This is a genomic window from Polynucleobacter sp. AP-Latsch-80-C2 (genome assembly GCF_018882185.1).
Classification (GTDB): Bacteria; Pseudomonadota; Gammaproteobacteria; order Burkholderiales; family Burkholderiaceae; genus Polynucleobacter.
Map to the genome: position 1 here is coordinate 32,575 of NZ_JACVOY010000011.1, position 17,187 is coordinate 49,761.

A 17,187-nucleotide genomic window follows, 5' to 3' on the forward strand; every position below is an offset into this window, starting at 1 on the left:
ATTATTGAGCGCGTCGGAGTTCATCAACGTAGCTAGGCTCAGGATGCAAGGTGTATGTGCTCCCAGCTTTTGCTACTTGACCAGGAACTTCATGTCCCACAATCTGTGGTAACTCTTTAGCAAGTTGCAATAACTTAGGGATATTCATACCAGTGTCATAGCCCATCGCATCGAGCATATGAATCGCATCTTCACTTGAAACATTCCCACTCGCTCCGGGTGCATACGGGCATCCACCCAAACCACCTAATGAACCATCAAAGCGTGTAATGCCAGATTGAACTGCGGCTAGGATATTCGCTAAACCCATCCCTCTGGTGTTGTGGAAGTGCAAAGTCAGTTGCAAGTTAGGAAAACGCCTCTGCATTGCATCGCACATCTTTTTCACTTGATCTGGATTAGCCATCCCAGTCGTATCGCAAATCGTCAGGCCTCTAACACCAAGATCAGCAAAGCGCAGAGCAAATGCTTCAACAACAGATTGAGGCACATCTCCCTCCATGGGGCATCCAAAAGCGGTAGATAAGGAAACATTGATTGGAGCTCTGCCATCAACAAACGTAATAACCTCAGCCAAGCCTGCAAAACTTTTTTCTCGACCCATCCTGAGGTTAGCCAAGTTATGCGTCTCTGACGTGGACATGACGAGGTTAAATTCGTCGGCCCGTGCTTCTAAGGCACGTTCAGCACCTCGCAGATTGGGCACTAATACGGTGTACTCAACGCTTGGCAGCCGTTTAATGCGGCCCATTACCTCCTCAGCATCCCGCAGCATTGGAATAGCCTTAGGCGAGGTAAAGGAAGTTACTTCAATTTTTGCAAAACCGCATTCACTGAGCTCATCGATCAATTTCACTTTATCGTCAGTTGGAATGAAGTTTGGCTCAATCTGAAAACCATCTCTGGTCACAACATCATTGAAATAAATTCTGCTCATGGTCTACGCTATATCTTCTCTATATATGGTTATATCTATCGTTATTTTGTAAATGCTATACCGCGCTCTTTGAGAGAGGCGACCTGAGTATCGCTCAGGCCAATTCCCTTTAATATCTCGTCTGTGTTCGCGCCGATATCCGGGGCAAGACTTCTAATAGATCCCGGTGTACGAGATAACTTCGGAATAATGCCAGGCACATCTACCTTAGAGCCATCCTGCATCTGAATCATCTGAATGTTCTCGCGAGCCTTATAGTGCGGATCGGTAGCAATATCAGCAACGGTATAAATGCGACCTGCTGGTACCGCTACAGAATCTAATAATTCCAGGGCCTTGTCGGTAGTGACTGTTCTCGCCCATGCACCAATAGCTTGATCTAATTCGGTGACACGCTGAACGCGACCCTCATTATTTTCTAACTGAGGATCATTACCCAAATCATCGCGCCCAATCATTGTCATCAAGCGTTTAAAAATACTGTCGCCATTACCGGCGACCAAAACATAGCCGCCATCAGAACAAAGGTAAGCATTCGTTGGAGCTATACCAGGCAAGGCACTTCCTGCAGCTTGTCGCACTTCACCAAATGCACTGTATTCCGGCAACAAACTTTCCATGCAGTTAAACACCGCTTCATACAGTGCAATATCAATGACTTGTCCTTTGCCGCTACTATGGCGCTCCTGCAATGCCAGCAAAATACCAATCACGCCATGTAAAGACGCCAAGGTATCGCCAATGCTAATACCCACACGTACCGGTACTCTTCCTGGCTCTGCCGTTAAATGACGCAAGCCACCCATCGCCTCAGCAACAACACCAAATCCTGGTTTATCACGGTATGGCCCTGTTTGCCCATAACCACTAATACGCAACACAATTAACTTTGGATTAAGCTCCAATAATTTTTCTGGATCAAGACCCCAACCCTCTAAAGTTCCAGGACGAAAGTTCTCAATCAAGATATCCGCTTCACAAATTAAGGTTCGCACAATATCTTGTGCTTCAGCTTGCCTTAGATCCAAAGAAAGGGAACGCTTATTGCGTGATTGCACTTGCCACCAGATAGAGGTCCCATCTTTTAGTAAACGCCATTTGCGCAATGCATCCCCGACTTTAGGCGGCTCGATCTTAATCACATCCGCTCCAAAATCAGCCAATGTTTTAGCTGCGAATGGTCCAGCAATTAACTGCCCCATTTCGATCACTTTTAAGTTTGCTAATGGCTCCATGGATTCCCTTGAAATATCCTTTTGCGCAATTTACCTCGCTTAATCCTCCATAAAATGGCGACTTGAAGAGGTACTTCACTCATTTCGGGTATTTTAATCTGTTAGCAACAGGACTTAAGCTGCCTCCATCAATCCCTCCAAGAAGGATATTTCTGCATTACTAAATGAAATAGCCCTGACTCCAGAAATCGACTTAACCATTGCTTTACGTTTATATAGGGCAACTGCTCAAACCTTTGTGAATCAACCATGGAGAACTGCCTGATAAATGGAAAGATAGCAACGTCTACCCAAGTCATTTGATTGCCCAATAAATACTGGCTTGCTTGTAGCGCCTCCTCCATGGGTTTGAGCATCAACGCTTCTGCAGCACTCAATGTCACTTCTGGATTTAACTCGGGATAACGATTGGGATATTTATATTGATCTAGTAGCTTTTTAAACGGTCCATCATTTGCATCTACCCATGACTGAGCAATATTCTTATCGACATCGCTCCACTTGTCCGGATCAGATTTTCCTAAAGCCCAGCGCATGATATCCAGACTTTGATCAATCACTTGCCCCTCGACAAATAAGACTGGAACGGTTCCCTTAGGCGAAGCTAGTAACATCGATTGAGGCTTATTTCTAAGTTCAATCTCTCGGTGCTCCACTTGAATACCGGCATATTGCAACGCCATACGCGCCCGCATAGCATATGGACATCTTCGATAGGAATACAAAATTGGCAACATGATTTTGCTATTAGATCATCACTATTGGGGTATACCCAAATTCAGTCAAAATCGTGTAATTTATTGTTTCAAGCCTTTCTTTGGAGTTGTATATGAACCACCGTAGATCATTCCTCAAAACATCTGGCAAAGCACTTGGTGGATTATTTTTTTGCGGATGTGGCCTAGCCCATTCTGCAGACCTCAAGGATGGCAAACCCAAGCGCATGACTCCAATCTTTATCAATGGTAAGCGCATTAAAACCATTGATGTGCATGCTCACTGTATGTTTCAGGATGCGATTGACTTAATGGGGGACGAAGCTAAATCCGTCCCTCCTCCCACTAAAGGAATACCTGAGCACTTTATTAAAATTGATGAACGTATTAAGGCCATGGAAGCCCAAGGCATTGATATGCAAGTACTGAGTGTTAATCCCTACTGGTATCGCAAGGATAAAGATACTGCCGCAGAAATCTGCCGCCTCAATAACCTGCATCTGGCTGAGCTCTGCGCAATGCGGCCTGATAAGTTTGCGGCATTTGCCTCTCTCACTATGCAATATCCAGAATTGGCAGTAGAACAACTTGAAAATGCGATCAAGAACCAAGGCTTATGTGGTGCCGCGATTGGTGGCAGCGTTTTAGGCCAAGATTTTTCAGACCCCAAATACCATCCAGTGCTTGCTAAAGCCCAAGAGCTGAATGTCACCCTTTTTATTCACCCACAAAGCACCCCACAACTAGCACAGCGCTTTAAAGGAAACGGCTGGATGTCTAATGTCATTGGCAATCCACTAGACACCACTATCGCATTACAACACCTCATCTACGAAGGTGTACTCGATAAGTATCCTAAGTTGAAAATATTGGCAGCCCATGGCGGCGGGTTCTTAGGCTCTTATGCGCCACGCATGGACCATAGTTGTTTTGTATCTCCGCAAAACTGCGACCCCAATATTGTGCTCAAGAAAAAGCCGACTGAATATCTCAATCAACTCTACTTTGATTCATTGGTATTTACGCCAGAAGCGCTGCGTCATCTTGTAGCTCAGGTAGGCGCTAGTCAAATTGTGATTGGAACCGATCACCCTATTCCATGGGAAGAATACCCAGTTGAGCATGTCATGGCTACACCGGGATTAAGCAATGCTGACCGCGTTGCCATACTTGGTGGCAACGCTGCCAAATTATTAAACCTCAAGACTTAATTGATCACTACTAGAGTAAGCAGCACTTACTCTAGTTGAATATTGTTGTCCTTGATGACTTTGGCCCACTTAGCAGATTCTTGATTTAGAAACACACCAAACTGAGCCGGTGAGCTCGCGACTACCTCATTGCCCTGCTCAGCCATACGCGCCTGAACCGCAGGATTTTTTAGGGCCTGTGCAAATGCATTATTGATCTTGTCAATAATCGGTGCTGGTGTACCCGCTGGTACTAATACACCCACCCAAGAACTCACATCAAAATTAGTCAGCCCTTGTTCGTTTGCTGTGGGTACTTGTGGCAAAGCAGGAGTACGCTTTTTACCCAGCACTGCCAAGGCCTTTAAGTTACCACCCTTAATTTGTGGGACTGTAATCACCGCACCCAAAATCGTAATATCGGTCTCGCCACCAATCGTTGCGGTGAGCGCTGGACCACCCCCCTTGTAAGGGACGTGCGTCATACCAATACCAAGATTTGCTTTAAGTAACTCCGCAGCCAGTTGCCCTGAACTACCAGCGCCTCCGCTAGAAAAATTGATGCCGTTTGGTCTTGTTTTAGATAACTCAGTCAACTCACGTAAATTATTGGCAGGCAACTTATTACCCGCAACAACTACCAAAGGAATCTTGACGAGTTCTGTGACGGGCGCAAGATCCTTAAAGGAATCGAAAGGTAAGTTTTTATAGACGTGCGGGTTTACTGCAAAGGTGTCATACACCATCAAGATGGTGTAACCATCGGGCGCAGACTTAGCAACAAAGTTTGCCCCAATCGTACCGCCAGCACCTGGCTTACTTTCAATCACAATGGTTTGTCCCAAAATTTCTTGGAGGGTGGGTGCCAACATACGAGCCATAGTATCCACAGCACCACCCACAGCCAAAGGATTAATAATCCGAATGGGTTTATTGGGGTATGAACTTACTTCCTTATTTTGCGCATTTGCTAAACCGATTGCACAAATAAGAATGAGCGGAACACCAATTACTTTTTTAAATATCGGATTCATATTAGTCTGCCTTTATATTGCCGTCTTTGACGATCTTGCTTAAGCGTTGCATTTCTTTTTGAAAGTAGATATTGCTTTCTGCTGGAGTTGCTATGGTCATCACTTCACCGCCATCACTTGCAACTTTTTCTTTAAAAGCACTCGATGCCACCACTTGCTCCAGTGCCTTACCCAACTTATTGAGAATAGGTGCGGGTACACCTGTTGGCGCCCATACTGCATAGACAATCGACATCTCATAGCCCTTTAGATTACCTGCCTCTTCAATTGTCGGAACGTCTGGTAGGAGTTTGGCGCGGGCTGGGCCTGTAGTACCCAGAGCAATGAGCTTGCCGGATTTAACATGAGGTAAGGCAAGGCCAAACGCAGAAAAGCTCATTGGGACTTGACCTCCCAAAGTATCCGTGATTGCTGGACCTCCTCCCTTATAGGGAATGTGCATTATTTTGATGCCGGCTTGACTAGTAAAGAGTGCGCCCGCTAAATGACTAGCGCTGCCATTGCCAAAGGTTGCATAAGAAAGCGCATCCGGCTCTTTCTTAGCTAAAGCTATCAACTCTGCAATATTTTTGGCTGGCAAATTGGGATTGGCTACTAATAACATTGGGACCGATGCCACAACTGCCAAAGGCATGATGTCCTTTTCTGTGGAATAAGGAGTTTTGCCATACATGGTTGGATTAATCGCATGCGATGTCACCGACTGGAACATCAAGGTGTAACCATCGGGCGCTGCCTTGGCTACCGCGTCAGCGCCGATCATGCCATTTGCGCCGCCACGATTTTCTACTACCACTTGCTGCCCCAGAATTGCGCCGAGTTGATTGGCCACTGTACGTCCTAGCGTATCGGCAAAGCCGCCAACTGGCCAAGTAATAATGAGCTTGATGGGTTTATTAGGATAAGTATCTGCTTGAGCCCATGCCTTTGCTTGGAATACTCCAAGCAAAGCAAGAACCAGCAGCAAGGACTTACCTCTTTTGCTTAAGGCTAACTGCATTTTGACTCCTCCATCCCTTTAATATGGGATTTATTGAATTACTTTTTTATTTTTTAAATTACTTAATTCGCTATCACTTAAACCTAGGAACTGCCTCAAGATTAAATCGGTATGCTCGCCCAACATCGGGGGGGCTTGTTTCTTGCTATTAGTCGAACCATGCATCTTCAAAGGAGATGCTAAAGACTTGAACTTACCTGCTTTACCATGCTCAATCTCAAGAACCATTTCTTTTGCGGCCGTTTGTTCTGAAGCGAGAGCCTGACTTACCGTATTGACTCTTCCAATCGGAATGCCATTGGATCTACATAAATCAATGAGCTCATCACTCAAAAAGGTCTTGAGTTTTTCAGCTAGCAAGTCATCAATCAGATCGCGATTTTGTACCCGCGCCGAATTGGTCTTGAATCGAACGTCTTCCACCCACTCAAGCTGACCTAAGAGCTTAGACAGTTGAGCAAATTGCTTATCGTTACCTACTGCCAGCGCAACCATGCCATCTAAGCAATGGTAAGTTGTATAGGGAACAATCGTAGGATGTCCATTGCCATAGCGCCCAGATTCTTTTCCAGTAGCAAGATGACTATTGCCAACGTTGGCCAATAAAGCGATTGAGGTATCAAACAAAGAGACCTCAACTGCCTGTCCTTTGCCCGTTCTATAGCGCGCTAGCAATGCTGCTTGAATTGCATTGGCTGCCATCATGCCAGTAGCCAAATCGACGATTGCAACGCCATACTTAGTCGGGTCACCATCGACTGTTCCAGCAATACTCATTAATCCAGATTCAGCTTGCAAGATAAAGTCATAGCCAGGTAATCCCGATTGAGATCCAGCACTGCCATAACCGGTGATTGAGCAACGCACTAAAGTGGAAGCATTCTTCTCAAACCAAGCAGAGTCAAACCCCCACTTATCGAGCGTGCCACTTTTAAAGTTCTCTATCAGCACATCAAACTGGGGTATGAGCTGAGCAAGCAATTGCTTCCCATCAGCGCTAGAGAAGTCAATGGCAATGCCCTGCTTATTACGATTGCAACCTAAGAAATATGCTGACTCGCCTTCCAAGAATGGAGGACCCCAGGCGCGGGTGTCATCACCACCTCCTGGTGACTCCACTTTGACAACCTCCGCCCCAAGATCACCCAAAAGCTGTCCGCACCATGGGCCCGCTAAAACGCGACTGAGATCCAGTACTTTTAGTCCCGCTAGCGCGCCTTCGTTCTGAGTTGAAGAATCAGACTGAACACTGTGGTTCATGACGCTGACCTCTAGTCCCGCATATCAGGAGGCGCGTTCAAATTCTTTCTAAATCCATCCATGTAATCTTCGAGCGCAGCCTTATTCTTCAATCTAAATTGCTGGAAGTCTGGTTTACGTCCTTCGAGGAAGGCATTCATACCCTCGAGACTTTCTTCTGAACCCCATACATAAGCAAGCAATTCCATACCATGCTGCCAAGAAGCATACAGTTGGTCAGATTCAAAGTTCAAGCTCTTCTTCGTCATGCGAATGGTTTGCGAACTATTGCTCTTAATGTTTTCACACCAAGCCAATGTTTCAGTTAACAGGTCTGCCTCAGGTACACACTTATTAATCAGGCCAATGCTTTCGGCATCTTTTGCATTGAAGCGCTTGGCCAAGAAAATCATTTCGCGAGCAATGCGCTCACCTACAATGCGCGGCAAGTATTGTGTTGCGCCCACTGTTGGGCATGCCCCAACCTTGGCGCCCGTTTGTCCAAAGACTGATTTTTCGGAGCCAATGACCAAGTCGCACCAGAGTGCCAACTCATGTCCACCACCAACGCACCAGCCATTGACCATGGCGATTACCGGAATTGGAATACCGCGAATAGCCATTGCCAAACCTAACATCCGATCATTCCACATCGATCCGTTAGTAAAGGTAAGGCGTTTCATTGCATAGAAGTCACCACCAGCTGAAAAGGCCTTATCGCCGGCTCCGGTAAAAACGATACAAGCGATGGAAGGATCTTCTCTGGTCAACTTAACCGCATCAATCATCTCATCCAAAGTCTGCTCTCTAAAAGCATTTAACACTCTTGGGCGATTGATGGTGATCCATGCCACCTGGTCTTTTACTTCAAAGAGAATATCCTTGTAAGGCTTTTCTGGCTTGATGCTCATCATGTCTCCGTTGTATTTTTTAATAATTATTTACAAATAAATATAAAGAAATTTATTCCTCTACGTAAATAATACCCAAAAAAAATTGGGTTTGGTTTTATTTAAATGTACGGATAAGTTTGGACCAGAAATATCTCAGATTGACTTAACTCGCGTTACTCAAACCTACCGTCATACCACCGCATACGTAGAGTGTTTGGCCAGTCACAAAGCTAGCGCGATCATCCATCAAATACGCTGCTGCATGCGCAATATCTTCCGGCTGGCCCATTCTTTTGACGGGAATACTCTCAATAATCTTGATTGTTTTTGGTGCGCCGGGCGGATTGCCTGAGGTAAATAATTCTGTTGCAATGGGGCCAGGTCCGATAGCGTTTACCGTAATACCGAATTGCGCTAATTCCAAAGCCCAGGTTCTAGTCATGCCCAACACACCTGCTTTGGTTGCAGCGTACGCTGTTCGCTCTTCTTTGCCCAGTGCTGCACGGCTAGCAATGCTCACAATTCTTCCGAAATTGGCTTTGCGCATATAGGGCAACAAAGACTGAGCCAATACCATTGGCGCCTTAAGATTGAGGGCATAGACTGCATCAAAGTCTGCCTCAGTCACATCCTCCAGTGCACCCGGCTTAATCATGCCGGCGTTATTCACCAGTCGAAGCACTTTGGTGCGCCCAGCAATCTCTTGAACCAACTGAGTAACAGCTTTGCTATCCGTCACATCAATACAATGAAACTCTTCATCTTCCAATAGGGCGGCTGGCGCCGCCTTATCAAAGTTAATGACGCGATAGCCGTCTTGGGTCAATCGAGTTGCAATCGCTCTGCCGATGCCACGACTAGCACCTGTAATGAGTACGTTCTTCTTATTCACGGAAACTTTACTTTCAAGAATTGTTTAAATGAAATGGTCAGCCTTAATCAACTGTAGCGCCTGAGGTTTTTACAACCCTCTCCCACTTCTGGGTATCGCTTGAAATCAATTTTCCAAAATCTTCAGGAGTACCGGGGATTGGGGTTCCGCCCAGCTCAGATAAACGCTTCTGAATTTTAGGATCTGCGAGTAATTGATTCACCGCCACATTCAGTTTTTCCACAATTTCGCGTGGTGTGCCTTTAGGAGCACTCACTCCAAACCAAGCGCTAGCCTCATACCCTGGAACAGTCTCAGCAACCGTTGGGACGTTTGGTAGAGATGTTTCACGCATGGATGTAGTGACCGCCAAGGCACGTATACGGCCATCCTTAATAAAGCCAGATGAAGATGGCAAGTTATCGAACATGACTTGTACTTGTCCTGCAATCAAATCATTCAATGCTGGGCCCGCTCCCTTGTAAGGAATGTGAGCCATCTTGCATCCTGTCATGATCTTAAATAACTCACCGGATAAATGAATCGAAGATCCGCTACCCGAGGAAGCCATATTGACTTTAGTTGGATTAGCTTTGCAGTAGGCAATAAATTCTTCTACGTTCTTCACTGGCAAAGCAGCCGTGACCACCATCACATTAGGGGTGCGCACTACACCCGCAACTGGAACAGTATCGTTAATGAAATTAAATGATAGTGTTTTATATAAAGAAGCATTAATGGCATTTGCTGGATTGGTCATATTGAGCGTGTAGCCATCAGGTGCTGAGCGAACCACGTATTCAGTACCAATGTTATTTCCGCCGCCTGGCTTATTTTCAACAAGCACGGTTTGCCCAAGCTTTTCAGATAAGCCTTGCGCAATAATGCGCGCCAAAATATCAGTAGTGCCACCGGGAGACCAAGCCACAATCAATTTAATCGGCTTTTCAGGATAAGGAGCTGCGATAGCAACGCCTGAAATTACCACCAAACTACTCAACAACACCAACCAGAAACGGGAGAATTTCAGCATTTTTTAATACTCCTTTTATTCACAATGTGTTTGATGCATTTAGTGCTTATTTCTAAATCCCTGAACTACTGACTACATATTGGAGGCCGTCTTTGAGCAAACTGGGTTTTTTGCTCAAAAGCATAAGCAAGTTGCAAAATTCCAAAGTCATCTCGATGGCGTCCCACTATCTGAATGCCTACCGGCAAGTGATCACTAGTAAAACCTGCGGGGACAGAGATCGCTGGATTGCCCAATGCGCTGATGTGATAAGCCGACTTTTGCCAATCAATATAAGTATTCATTTTTACCCCGTTAATTTCGGCGGGATATTCCTGATCAATGGAGAATGGCGCAACTTGGGAAACGGGAAGCACTAGAAAATCATATTTCTTGAAAAACTCACGCATGCGGTGATATAGCTCGGTACGCTTCGCTTCAGCGCGAACTAGTTGCGGGCCAGTAATGGGCAAGCCTTGTTCTGCATTCCAAATCACCGTATCCTTAATTTGTGCACGATGCTCTTTTAATAATGGCGTAATGCGTAACTCAGTTCTCCAGGCACGCCAAAGCATGAAGATTTCATCTGCCTCAGAAATATTAGGCTCGTCATTGATGACCTCACAACCCAGGTCCTGAAACACCGCCCTAGTAGATTCAATTACCTTGGCTACTTCTGGTTCAACAGGTAATCCCCCTAAGTTGGCACTAAAGGCAATCTTGCAGCCTTTAAATGATCGTGCCAAAGGATTTAAGAACATCTCACCAGGCGCCTCTAGAGAAATTGGAGAGCGATCATCGGGACCTGACATTGCCGCCATTGCCAAAGCAACATCTTGAACAGTACGCGCCATGGGACCAGGCACACTCATGGTGTACCAACCTAAGGATTCAGGCCATGATGGCACTCTGCCAACCGAAGGACGAATTCCAACGAGATTACAAAAGCTTGCTGGGTTGCGTAAAGAGCCGCCCAGATCTGTACCATCGGCAATAGAGATCATGCCGCTTGCTAATGCAACCGCACCACCTCCCGAGGAGCCCCCGCAAGTCTTCGTCAAGTCATATGGATTGGGGGTTGAGCCAAAGATAGCATTAAATGTTTGGCTACCAGCGCCAAACTCTGGAGTATTGGTCTTACCTAAACTAATTCCACCAGCTTTTTTAAGACGCTCGACAGGCAAAGAGTCAACATCTGGAACGAAGTCTTTAAAAGCCAAAGATCCAAATGTCGTTCGAACGCCCTTCGTCAAAAATAAATCTTTGTGTGCAACAGGTAATCCATGCAAAACACCTACCACTTCGTTGGCAGCCATTTTTTTGTCCGCGCTAGCAGCTTCTGCCATTGCAGATTCTGCAGTTAAGGTAACAATTGCATTTAAGGTTGGATTAAGGCGCTCGATCTGATCGAGGTGTGCTTGAATCAGCTGTGTAGCAGAAATCTTCTTTGAACGAATTAATTCAGATTGTTCGGTCGCTGATAAAAAGCATAAATCATCGTTTTGCATTTTTACTCTGTCTCAATTTTTATTATTTTTACTACTTATTTTTTATAGTATAGGTGAGACTTTTTAAGCAATGAAAACAAATTTGCTGTGTTGCACCATATTCCTTATACAGCTCCATAGAAATTAATTTGAGCGTCTATTTCTTATCATCTAGGGTCAATCCCAATCCCCGAATGACCTTACCCCAGCGATCAGATTCAGATTTGAGGAAGCTTGCATACTCTTGTTCGCTCGAGCCGCGAACCTCAGCGCTTGTGCTAATAATCTTGTCTCTGAGTTCAGGATCTTGTAATGCTTTATTTAGAGCGGTGTTCATCTTGCTGACTATTGGTTTTGGCGTTCCCGCTGGCGCCATCACGCCAGACCAGGCACCATATTCCACCCCTGGAAGAATGGTCTCCGACAAAGTCGGAAGCTCTGGTAAGGCAGCCATTCTTTTTAAACTTGCACTTGCAATACCCTTGAGATTCTTCTGCTTAATTTGAGGGATTAGCGAATTTGAGTTACCCAACATAAATTGCACTTGCCCACCTAGCAAATCTGCCAAGCCCGGTGCTTCGCCTTTGTATGGGATATGGCTCGCTTGTGCTCCGATACTCTGCAGGAACAATACTGTGGCTAGATGCGTAACGTTACCCTCACCTGCTGTAGCGTAATTCACCTTGTTCGGATTTGCCTTTAAATACGCTACAAACTCTTTTATATTGTTTGGCGGAAATGAAGGTGTCACTGCCAATACAAAAGGAATATTGGCAGTCAGAGCAACCGGAACCAATTCACGTGTGTAATCGTAGTTAAGCTTTGGGTATAGATAAGGACTTAACACCATTGATGAGGTGTTATATAAAAAGGTATATCCATCGGGCGCTGCTTTTGAGACCATTTCACCAGCAATATTGCCATTCGCCCCTGGCTTGTTCTCAACCACTACAGAAACACCCAAATTTTCAGTGAGCTTCGCAGCAATTGCTCTTAATACTGCATCAGTCCCACCGCCCGCTGGAAAGCCCACGATAAATTTGATTGGCCTTGATGGATAAGCATCCTGAGCAAAAATGGCTTGTGAAAATCCTACTGCAAATAATGCAACGATACCTAGAAGACTAATACCAGCCTTGCGTAGAAGGCGTTGCATATCTAAGTTCACTAACAACCCTTTGCCTTAAGAACAGCATCAATCCATGAATCGTTATACGTACCGTCTTTAATGGACTTTAATGTAGCTACTTCTTGTGCAACTTTTTCCTTACCAAGCTGAGCAACTTCTAATGCTACTTTTGGAGAAAAGGCGACGACACCATCGGAGTCACCGAGAACAATGTCACCTGGATTAATAATGAGACCCCCAATAGACACCGGAACATTGACAGCACCCGGACCATCTTTATAAGGCCCTCTTAAGTTAACCCCTCTTGCCCAGCATGGGAATTGCGCTTTCTCAAAAGCATTGACATCACGAATTGCGCCATCAATCACCGCAGCAACTGCACCTTTAGCTTTAGCAACGCTCATCATGATTTCGCCAAAGAGGGCTCGTGTAATATCGCCTTCGCCATCCACCACTAAAACATCACCCGGCTGCAACATTCTGAGCGCAAGATGAATCATCAGATTATCTCCGGAGCGGACCTTCACAGTCACCGCATTCCCACAGGCGGTTACGGCAGATTTATTCACTGGATAAAGTCCGCTAGTGCCAATTAGACGACCGGTAACGTCACCCACAATTGAAGTAGGAAACTGGGCTAAGGCTTTGATTCCCTCAACTGAAGGTGTCACACGGTCCTTAATTTCTATTCCATTCCACATAATGATTCCTTAAGTATTAAATTCCATCGATTGGGGTAAGCAGTTGTTTGCCTGCAAAGTGTAAATTGACATTATCTATAAAGCGCTGCACAGAAGCATGTATTGCCTCCGGGGAGATTCCGGCAACGTGCGGAGTTAAGACTGCATTTTCAAATTCAAGAAGTGCTTGAGGCGGTTTGGGCTCACTCTCGTATACGTCTAGCGCAGCAGCTGCAATCATATTACCAGCCAATGCTCTAGCTAATGCTTGGGTATCAACCAAACTTCCGCGGGCAATATTAACGACCACCCCATTAGGGCCAAGCGCTGCGAGCACTTCATCATTAATCATGTGAAAAGTTTCTTTTCCACCAGGTGCTGCAACCACTAAAAAGTCACACCACTTCGCCAAGCTGATCACACTATCGAAATATTGATATCCCGTTTCATCACGACGTGTACGACTGAAATAACCAATGTCCATCTCAAATGCTTTAGCACGCTTAGCTATTTTTTTAGCAATCGCACCCATGCCCACTAAGCCTAGCTTTTTATAGGAGACATGAGGCGGCCTTGGAATATCGTCCCGCCACATACCATGACGCACGCCAGCATTCATAATGGGAATTTTCCGAATAGCAGCCAACAAAATACCCATTGCATGATCTGCAACGCAATCGTCATTGGTTCCGGCGGCATTAGCTACCCGAATTCCTTTGGATTTTGCATAATCCAAAGGAACATTTTCATAGCCAACACCCAGTGTGCAAATAATCTCTAGATTTGGCATGGCATCGATTTCACCCTCAAGCAAACCATTCGTGCCATTAGTTAAAACAACCCGTATATCTTTGCCTCTAGATACAATCTGAGCCGCTCCATTGCTACGATCCTTGCCCAAATCTTCATTGGGGGCATAGATCATGTCAAAGTGCTGAGATACCAGCTCACGATGCTCTTCTGTGATGTACACCAATACCAATGCCAGGGGCTTCATTGCTTCTCCGTTAATTCCAATACCTGATTGCAGCTGGAGCTGCCTTCATCTTCAGTCTTTCACCAGTATCGCTAACTTTTTTTCCATCAATCTTATAAAGACGAATCTCTTGGTTATAAGCATCTTGCACCAAGACATGTCGATCGTCAGGAGTAAAAGCTTGACCCTGAAGCCAGTGACCACCTTTTACCTCCGATAGATACTCTAATTTGCCATCTTGTATTCCAAACAACTTATAACTTGCTTCTGCATAAAACGGTGATGTCTTAGGTTTATTACTGCCGTTGATGACGGTGACGCCAATGAGTTTGCCATTTGGCGAGAAAGAAACTCCCTCGGGAGTTTGCCCAACGGTTAACGTATCAACCACCCTTGGTGGTTCTTCACTCATATTAATCAAGCTAATCGTGTCAGCATCTCCTTGACCGCCCCCTAGATTACCCACTACCGCATACTTCCCACTCGCATCAATATCAATGCTATAGGGCTTAAGTCCTGCATAAATTGTTTTTTTATTCAAAGTGATGTTGCTGCCATTGATGTCTAGGATGGAAATTTGATTGTCGCCATCACGAGTCAGCAAAGCACGGCGACCATCGGGAGTAATCACAACTTGACTAGGTCCAGATTTATCTCCGATAGTAATTTTTTGCTTCTCAGTCAGCTTCTGACCTTTGATTTCTACAACAGATACTGTGCCGCCTGCGCGATTAGGGACTAAAGCAAGATCACCGGCTCGGTTGACAGCAAGCCCTGATGGGCCAGCGCCTAATGAAATAGTATCAACTACTTTCAAAGACTCTTTGCCGTTACCTAAGGCCACTAATGAAATTAGATCGGATGAGATCACCTTATTTGAGTCGCTTGGATCTAATTTTGTAGCAGCCGTTACTAGAGCATATTTTTTATCCGGTAAAACTGCGATCGAAGCAGGAGGGCCCACTAGTGAAGTTGGCATAACCAACTCCGAATGCAATCGTAATTTGTCATCCTTTAGCTCCACCAAGGCCAGGGTATCTTGCGCTTTTCCAACCTTACCCACCCCATCCACTAATGCTGCCCTGCCATCTTGAATCGACAGAAATTTTGATGTATCAGAACCACCTATTCCAGCACAAGCTGAGAGTGCTAGTGCTGAAACTAATGATATTGGCGCTATGGCATATTTAATTTTCATCATCACTCAACCTTTGCACCAGAAATTTGCACTATGCGAGCCCACTTTGGAACCTCTATAGCAATGAGCTCTTTAAATTCTGCTGGGCTACTGCCAATGGCTTTGGATCCGTGATCTGCCAGCGTCTTTTGTACCTCAGGATCCATCATGACTTTCTTAATGGCTGCACCTAATTTATTCACGATAGGGGCTGGAGTCTTTGCTGGCGCCAAAATGCCATTCCAAAGAGCTACTTCATACCCAGGCAATACCTCATCAATTGCTGGCACGTTTGGCAGTCGCGGTGTACGAGTTTTAGTAGTAACCCCCAACGGCTTTAACTTACCGCTATCAATATAGGGCAGTACTTCAACTAAAGGTGAAACAACCAACTGAATTTGGCCAGCGAGCAGATCAACGTTTGCAGGCGCACCACCCTTATATGGAACGTGTGTCATTTTTCCATTAATCATGCTATTGAGAAGCGCACCAGATAAGTGTTGTGATGAACCATTTCCAGCTGACCCATAAAATAATTCTTTTTGCTTGGCCAGAGCAATAAATTCAGTCATATTGTTAGCGGGTACATCGTTATTCACCATTAATACATTTGGAATTAATGCCACTTGGGAGATGGGCACCAAATCTTTTTGCAGGTCAAATGTTAAGTTTTTAAACAAGGACATGTTAGTAGCCAAAGTACTCGTGGCCATCAGTAAGGTATAGCCATCCGATGGTGCATTGACTACATATTGAGCGCCAGTATTACCTCCAGCGCCTGGTTTGTTATCAACCACGACGTTTTGACCTAATTGCGCCTTTAATTTTTGAGCTACCAGACGAGCAGTAATATCAGTACTGCCTCCAGGAGCAAAGGGAACAATCAAAGAGATGGGTTTTTGTGGCCAATCACTTTGCGCAGATGCAGCGCAAACCCAAAAGCTGGAAACTAGAATCGCGATCAATCTATTCATGAAATGACTCCTTATTTGCTGATAAGCGCTAAATTAGCGCTGACCATCACCAACAGAAATTTGCTCTACACGCAGCCCGCCTAAACGTTCGTGTACACGAGCACCAGTCGACATTGCCAAGGCGTAGACCAATTCATCGGCACGTGGTGAGTCCACCATGCCAACATCAATCGTATTAAAGTGGCTACGGATATAACATGCCTCAATATGGTGAAGCGGGATTTGCAAACGATAGCCTGCACCTGCAACTACTTTTGCAGCAGGAACAATAGATTTCGCATTCGTTAATACGGCTCGCATAGCCCAACCACCGGCTTCATGCCAAATAGCGCCATGCTCTAACTCGCCATCCAGGCCAACGATTGCGCCTTTTCCGTAAGTCTCAATCTTGTCCTTACCACCTAAGGCATCAATTAGCTCCACAACCATCTCATTAGCCATTTCACGAGCATCCTTCACTAAGCCAGAGAGATCCTCTACATAGCGGCCTGCATACGGATTCTTAATTACGCAAGCAATTACGCCAATTTTTAAAGGCACCTTAGATGCTGGACCACGCTCGTGGTACACCGTCTCTACTGTGAGTAATTTTTTTCTAATATTAATTAATGACATCTTTATCTCCTCCAAATAAATT

The 17,187-nt window shown here is 45.3% G+C and carries 17 protein-coding genes; 1 reads left to right on the forward strand and 16 read right to left on the reverse strand.

Going from position 1 to position 17,187, the window contains the following annotated elements; translation table 11 throughout:
- Position 1: 1 nt before the first annotated feature.
- From ICN47_RS11240 to ICN47_RS11250, 3 genes are all read right to left on the reverse strand, one after another.
- On the reverse strand, positions 2–937 hold the full coding sequence (locus tag ICN47_RS11240; RefSeq protein ID WP_216220029.1) for a hydroxymethylglutaryl-CoA lyase: 936 nt from the start codon (positions 935–937) through the stop codon (positions 2–4).
- Between the two features lie 41 nt (positions 938–978).
- Positions 979–2,172 (reverse strand): CaiB/BaiF CoA-transferase family protein, encoded by a 1,194-nt coding sequence (locus ICN47_RS11245; protein WP_216220030.1) that lies wholly within the window; start codon positions 2,170–2,172, stop codon positions 979–981.
- 128 nt (positions 2,173–2,300) lie between these two features.
- A complete protein-coding gene (locus ICN47_RS11250) occupies positions 2,301–2,909 on the reverse strand; it encodes a glutathione S-transferase (RefSeq protein WP_216220031.1) in 609 nt (202 codons plus the stop codon).
- A 92-nt stretch (positions 2,910–3,001) separates the two neighbouring features.
- On the opposite strand from ICN47_RS11250, the gene ICN47_RS11255 reads away from it, so the two are divergent.
- On the forward strand, positions 3,002–4,099 hold the full coding sequence (locus ICN47_RS11255) for an amidohydrolase family protein (RefSeq protein WP_216220032.1): 1,098 nt from the start codon (positions 3,002–3,004) through the stop codon (positions 4,097–4,099).
- A gap of 26 nt (positions 4,100–4,125) precedes the next feature.
- Here ICN47_RS11255 and ICN47_RS11260 read toward each other — a convergent pair whose 3' ends face one another.
- The 13 genes from ICN47_RS11260 to ICN47_RS11320 all read right to left on the reverse strand — a co-directional run bounded on the left by ICN47_RS11260 (position 4,126) and on the right by ICN47_RS11320 (position 17,165).
- Positions 4,126–5,112 (reverse strand): tripartite tricarboxylate transporter substrate binding protein, encoded by a 987-nt coding sequence (locus ICN47_RS11260; protein ID WP_216220033.1) that lies wholly within the window; start codon positions 5,110–5,112, stop codon positions 4,126–4,128.
- 1 nt (position 5,113) lies between these two features.
- On the reverse strand, positions 5,114–6,112 hold the full coding sequence (locus ICN47_RS11265) for a tripartite tricarboxylate transporter substrate binding protein (RefSeq protein WP_216220034.1): 999 nt from the start codon (positions 6,110–6,112) through the stop codon (positions 5,114–5,116).
- A gap of 30 nt (positions 6,113–6,142) precedes the next feature.
- A complete protein-coding gene (locus ICN47_RS11270; RefSeq protein WP_216220035.1) occupies positions 6,143–7,372 on the reverse strand; it encodes a CaiB/BaiF CoA-transferase family protein in 1,230 nt (409 codons plus the stop codon).
- Positions 7,373–7,383: 11 nt separating this feature from the next.
- Positions 7,384–8,265 (reverse strand): enoyl-CoA hydratase-related protein, encoded by an 882-nt coding sequence (locus ICN47_RS11275; RefSeq protein ID WP_216220036.1) that lies wholly within the window; start codon positions 8,263–8,265, stop codon positions 7,384–7,386.
- Between the two features lie 142 nt (positions 8,266–8,407).
- Positions 8,408–9,136 carry an SDR family oxidoreductase gene (locus ICN47_RS11280; protein WP_216220037.1) on the reverse strand — a complete coding sequence of 243 codons (729 nt, stop codon included), beginning with the start codon at positions 9,134–9,136 and terminating at the stop codon, positions 8,408–8,410.
- 43 nt (positions 9,137–9,179) lie between these two features.
- Positions 9,180–10,148: a tripartite tricarboxylate transporter substrate binding protein gene (locus ICN47_RS11285; RefSeq protein ID WP_216220038.1), complete on the reverse strand. Its 969-nt coding sequence runs from the start codon at positions 10,146–10,148 to the stop codon at positions 9,180–9,182.
- 65 nt (positions 10,149–10,213) lie between these two features.
- Entirely contained in the window at positions 10,214–11,635 is a 1,422-nt protein-coding gene (locus ICN47_RS11290) for an amidase (RefSeq protein ID WP_216220039.1), read from the reverse strand.
- Positions 11,636–11,771: 136 nt separating this feature from the next.
- Entirely contained in the window at positions 11,772–12,782 is a 1,011-nt protein-coding gene (locus ICN47_RS11295) for a Bug family tripartite tricarboxylate transporter substrate binding protein (RefSeq protein WP_370626324.1), read from the reverse strand.
- Complete coding sequence (locus ICN47_RS11300) at positions 12,782–13,444, reverse strand: RraA family protein (RefSeq protein WP_216220040.1); 663 nt, start codon at positions 13,442–13,444, stop codon at positions 12,782–12,784. Before ICN47_RS11300 ends, ICN47_RS11295 begins: the two co-directional genes overlap by 1 nt.
- A gap of 16 nt (positions 13,445–13,460) precedes the next feature.
- A complete protein-coding gene (locus ICN47_RS11305) occupies positions 13,461–14,420 on the reverse strand; it encodes a 2-hydroxyacid dehydrogenase (RefSeq protein WP_216220041.1) in 960 nt (319 codons plus the stop codon).
- A gap of 10 nt (positions 14,421–14,430) precedes the next feature.
- Complete coding sequence (locus ICN47_RS11310) at positions 14,431–15,600, reverse strand: YncE family protein (protein WP_216220042.1); 1,170 nt, start codon at positions 15,598–15,600, stop codon at positions 14,431–14,433.
- A complete protein-coding gene (locus tag ICN47_RS11315) occupies positions 15,600–16,550 on the reverse strand; it encodes a tripartite tricarboxylate transporter substrate binding protein (protein ID WP_216220043.1) in 951 nt (316 codons plus the stop codon). Before ICN47_RS11315 ends, ICN47_RS11310 begins: the two co-directional genes overlap by 1 nt.
- Positions 16,551–16,583: 33 nt before the next feature.
- Entirely contained in the window at positions 16,584–17,165 is a 582-nt protein-coding gene (locus tag ICN47_RS11320) for an amino acid synthesis family protein (RefSeq protein WP_216220044.1), read from the reverse strand.
- Positions 17,166–17,187 lie beyond the last annotated feature (22 nt).

Coding starts and splice junctions, on each gene's coding strand:
- ICN47_RS11285 (WP_216220038.1), bottom strand. CDS start 10,148: ATGCTGAAATTCTCCCGTTTCTGGTTGGTGTTGTTGAGTAGTTTGGTG.
- ICN47_RS11265 (WP_216220034.1), bottom strand. CDS start 6,112: ATGCAGTTAGCCTTAAGCAAAAGAGGTAAGTCCTTGCTGCTGGTTCTT.
- ICN47_RS11320 (WP_216220044.1), bottom strand. CDS start 17,165: ATGTCATTAATTAATATTAGAAAAAAATTACTCACAGTAGAGACGGTG.
- ICN47_RS11305 (WP_216220041.1), bottom strand. CDS start 14,420: ATGAAGCCCCTGGCATTGGTATTGGTGTACATCACAGAAGAGCATCGT.
- ICN47_RS11300 (WP_216220040.1), bottom strand. CDS start 13,444: ATGTGGAATGGAATAGAAATTAAGGACCGTGTGACACCTTCAGTTGAG.
- ICN47_RS11255 (WP_216220032.1), top strand. CDS start 3,002: ATGAACCACCGTAGATCATTCCTCAAAACATCTGGCAAAGCACTTGGT.
- ICN47_RS11270 (WP_216220035.1), bottom strand. CDS start 7,372: ATGAACCACAGTGTTCAGTCTGATTCTTCAACTCAGAACGAAGGCGCG.
- ICN47_RS11290 (WP_216220039.1), bottom strand. CDS start 11,635: ATGCAAAACGATGATTTATGCTTTTTATCAGCGACCGAACAATCTGAA.
- ICN47_RS11310 (WP_216220042.1), bottom strand. CDS start 15,600: ATGATGAAAATTAAATATGCCATAGCGCCAATATCATTAGTTTCAGCA.
- ICN47_RS11315 (WP_216220043.1), bottom strand. CDS start 16,550: ATGAATAGATTGATCGCGATTCTAGTTTCCAGCTTTTGGGTTTGCGCT.
- ICN47_RS11245 (WP_216220030.1), bottom strand. CDS start 2,172: ATGGAGCCATTAGCAAACTTAAAAGTGATCGAAATGGGGCAGTTAATT.
- ICN47_RS11260 (WP_216220033.1), bottom strand. CDS start 5,112: ATGAATCCGATATTTAAAAAAGTAATTGGTGTTCCGCTCATTCTTATT.
- ICN47_RS11250 (WP_216220031.1), bottom strand. CDS start 2,909: ATGTTGCCAATTTTGTATTCCTATCGAAGATGTCCATATGCTATGCGG.
- ICN47_RS11275 (WP_216220036.1), bottom strand. CDS start 8,265: ATGATGAGCATCAAGCCAGAAAAGCCTTACAAGGATATTCTCTTTGAA.
- ICN47_RS11240 (WP_216220029.1), bottom strand. CDS start 937: ATGAGCAGAATTTATTTCAATGATGTTGTGACCAGAGATGGTTTTCAG.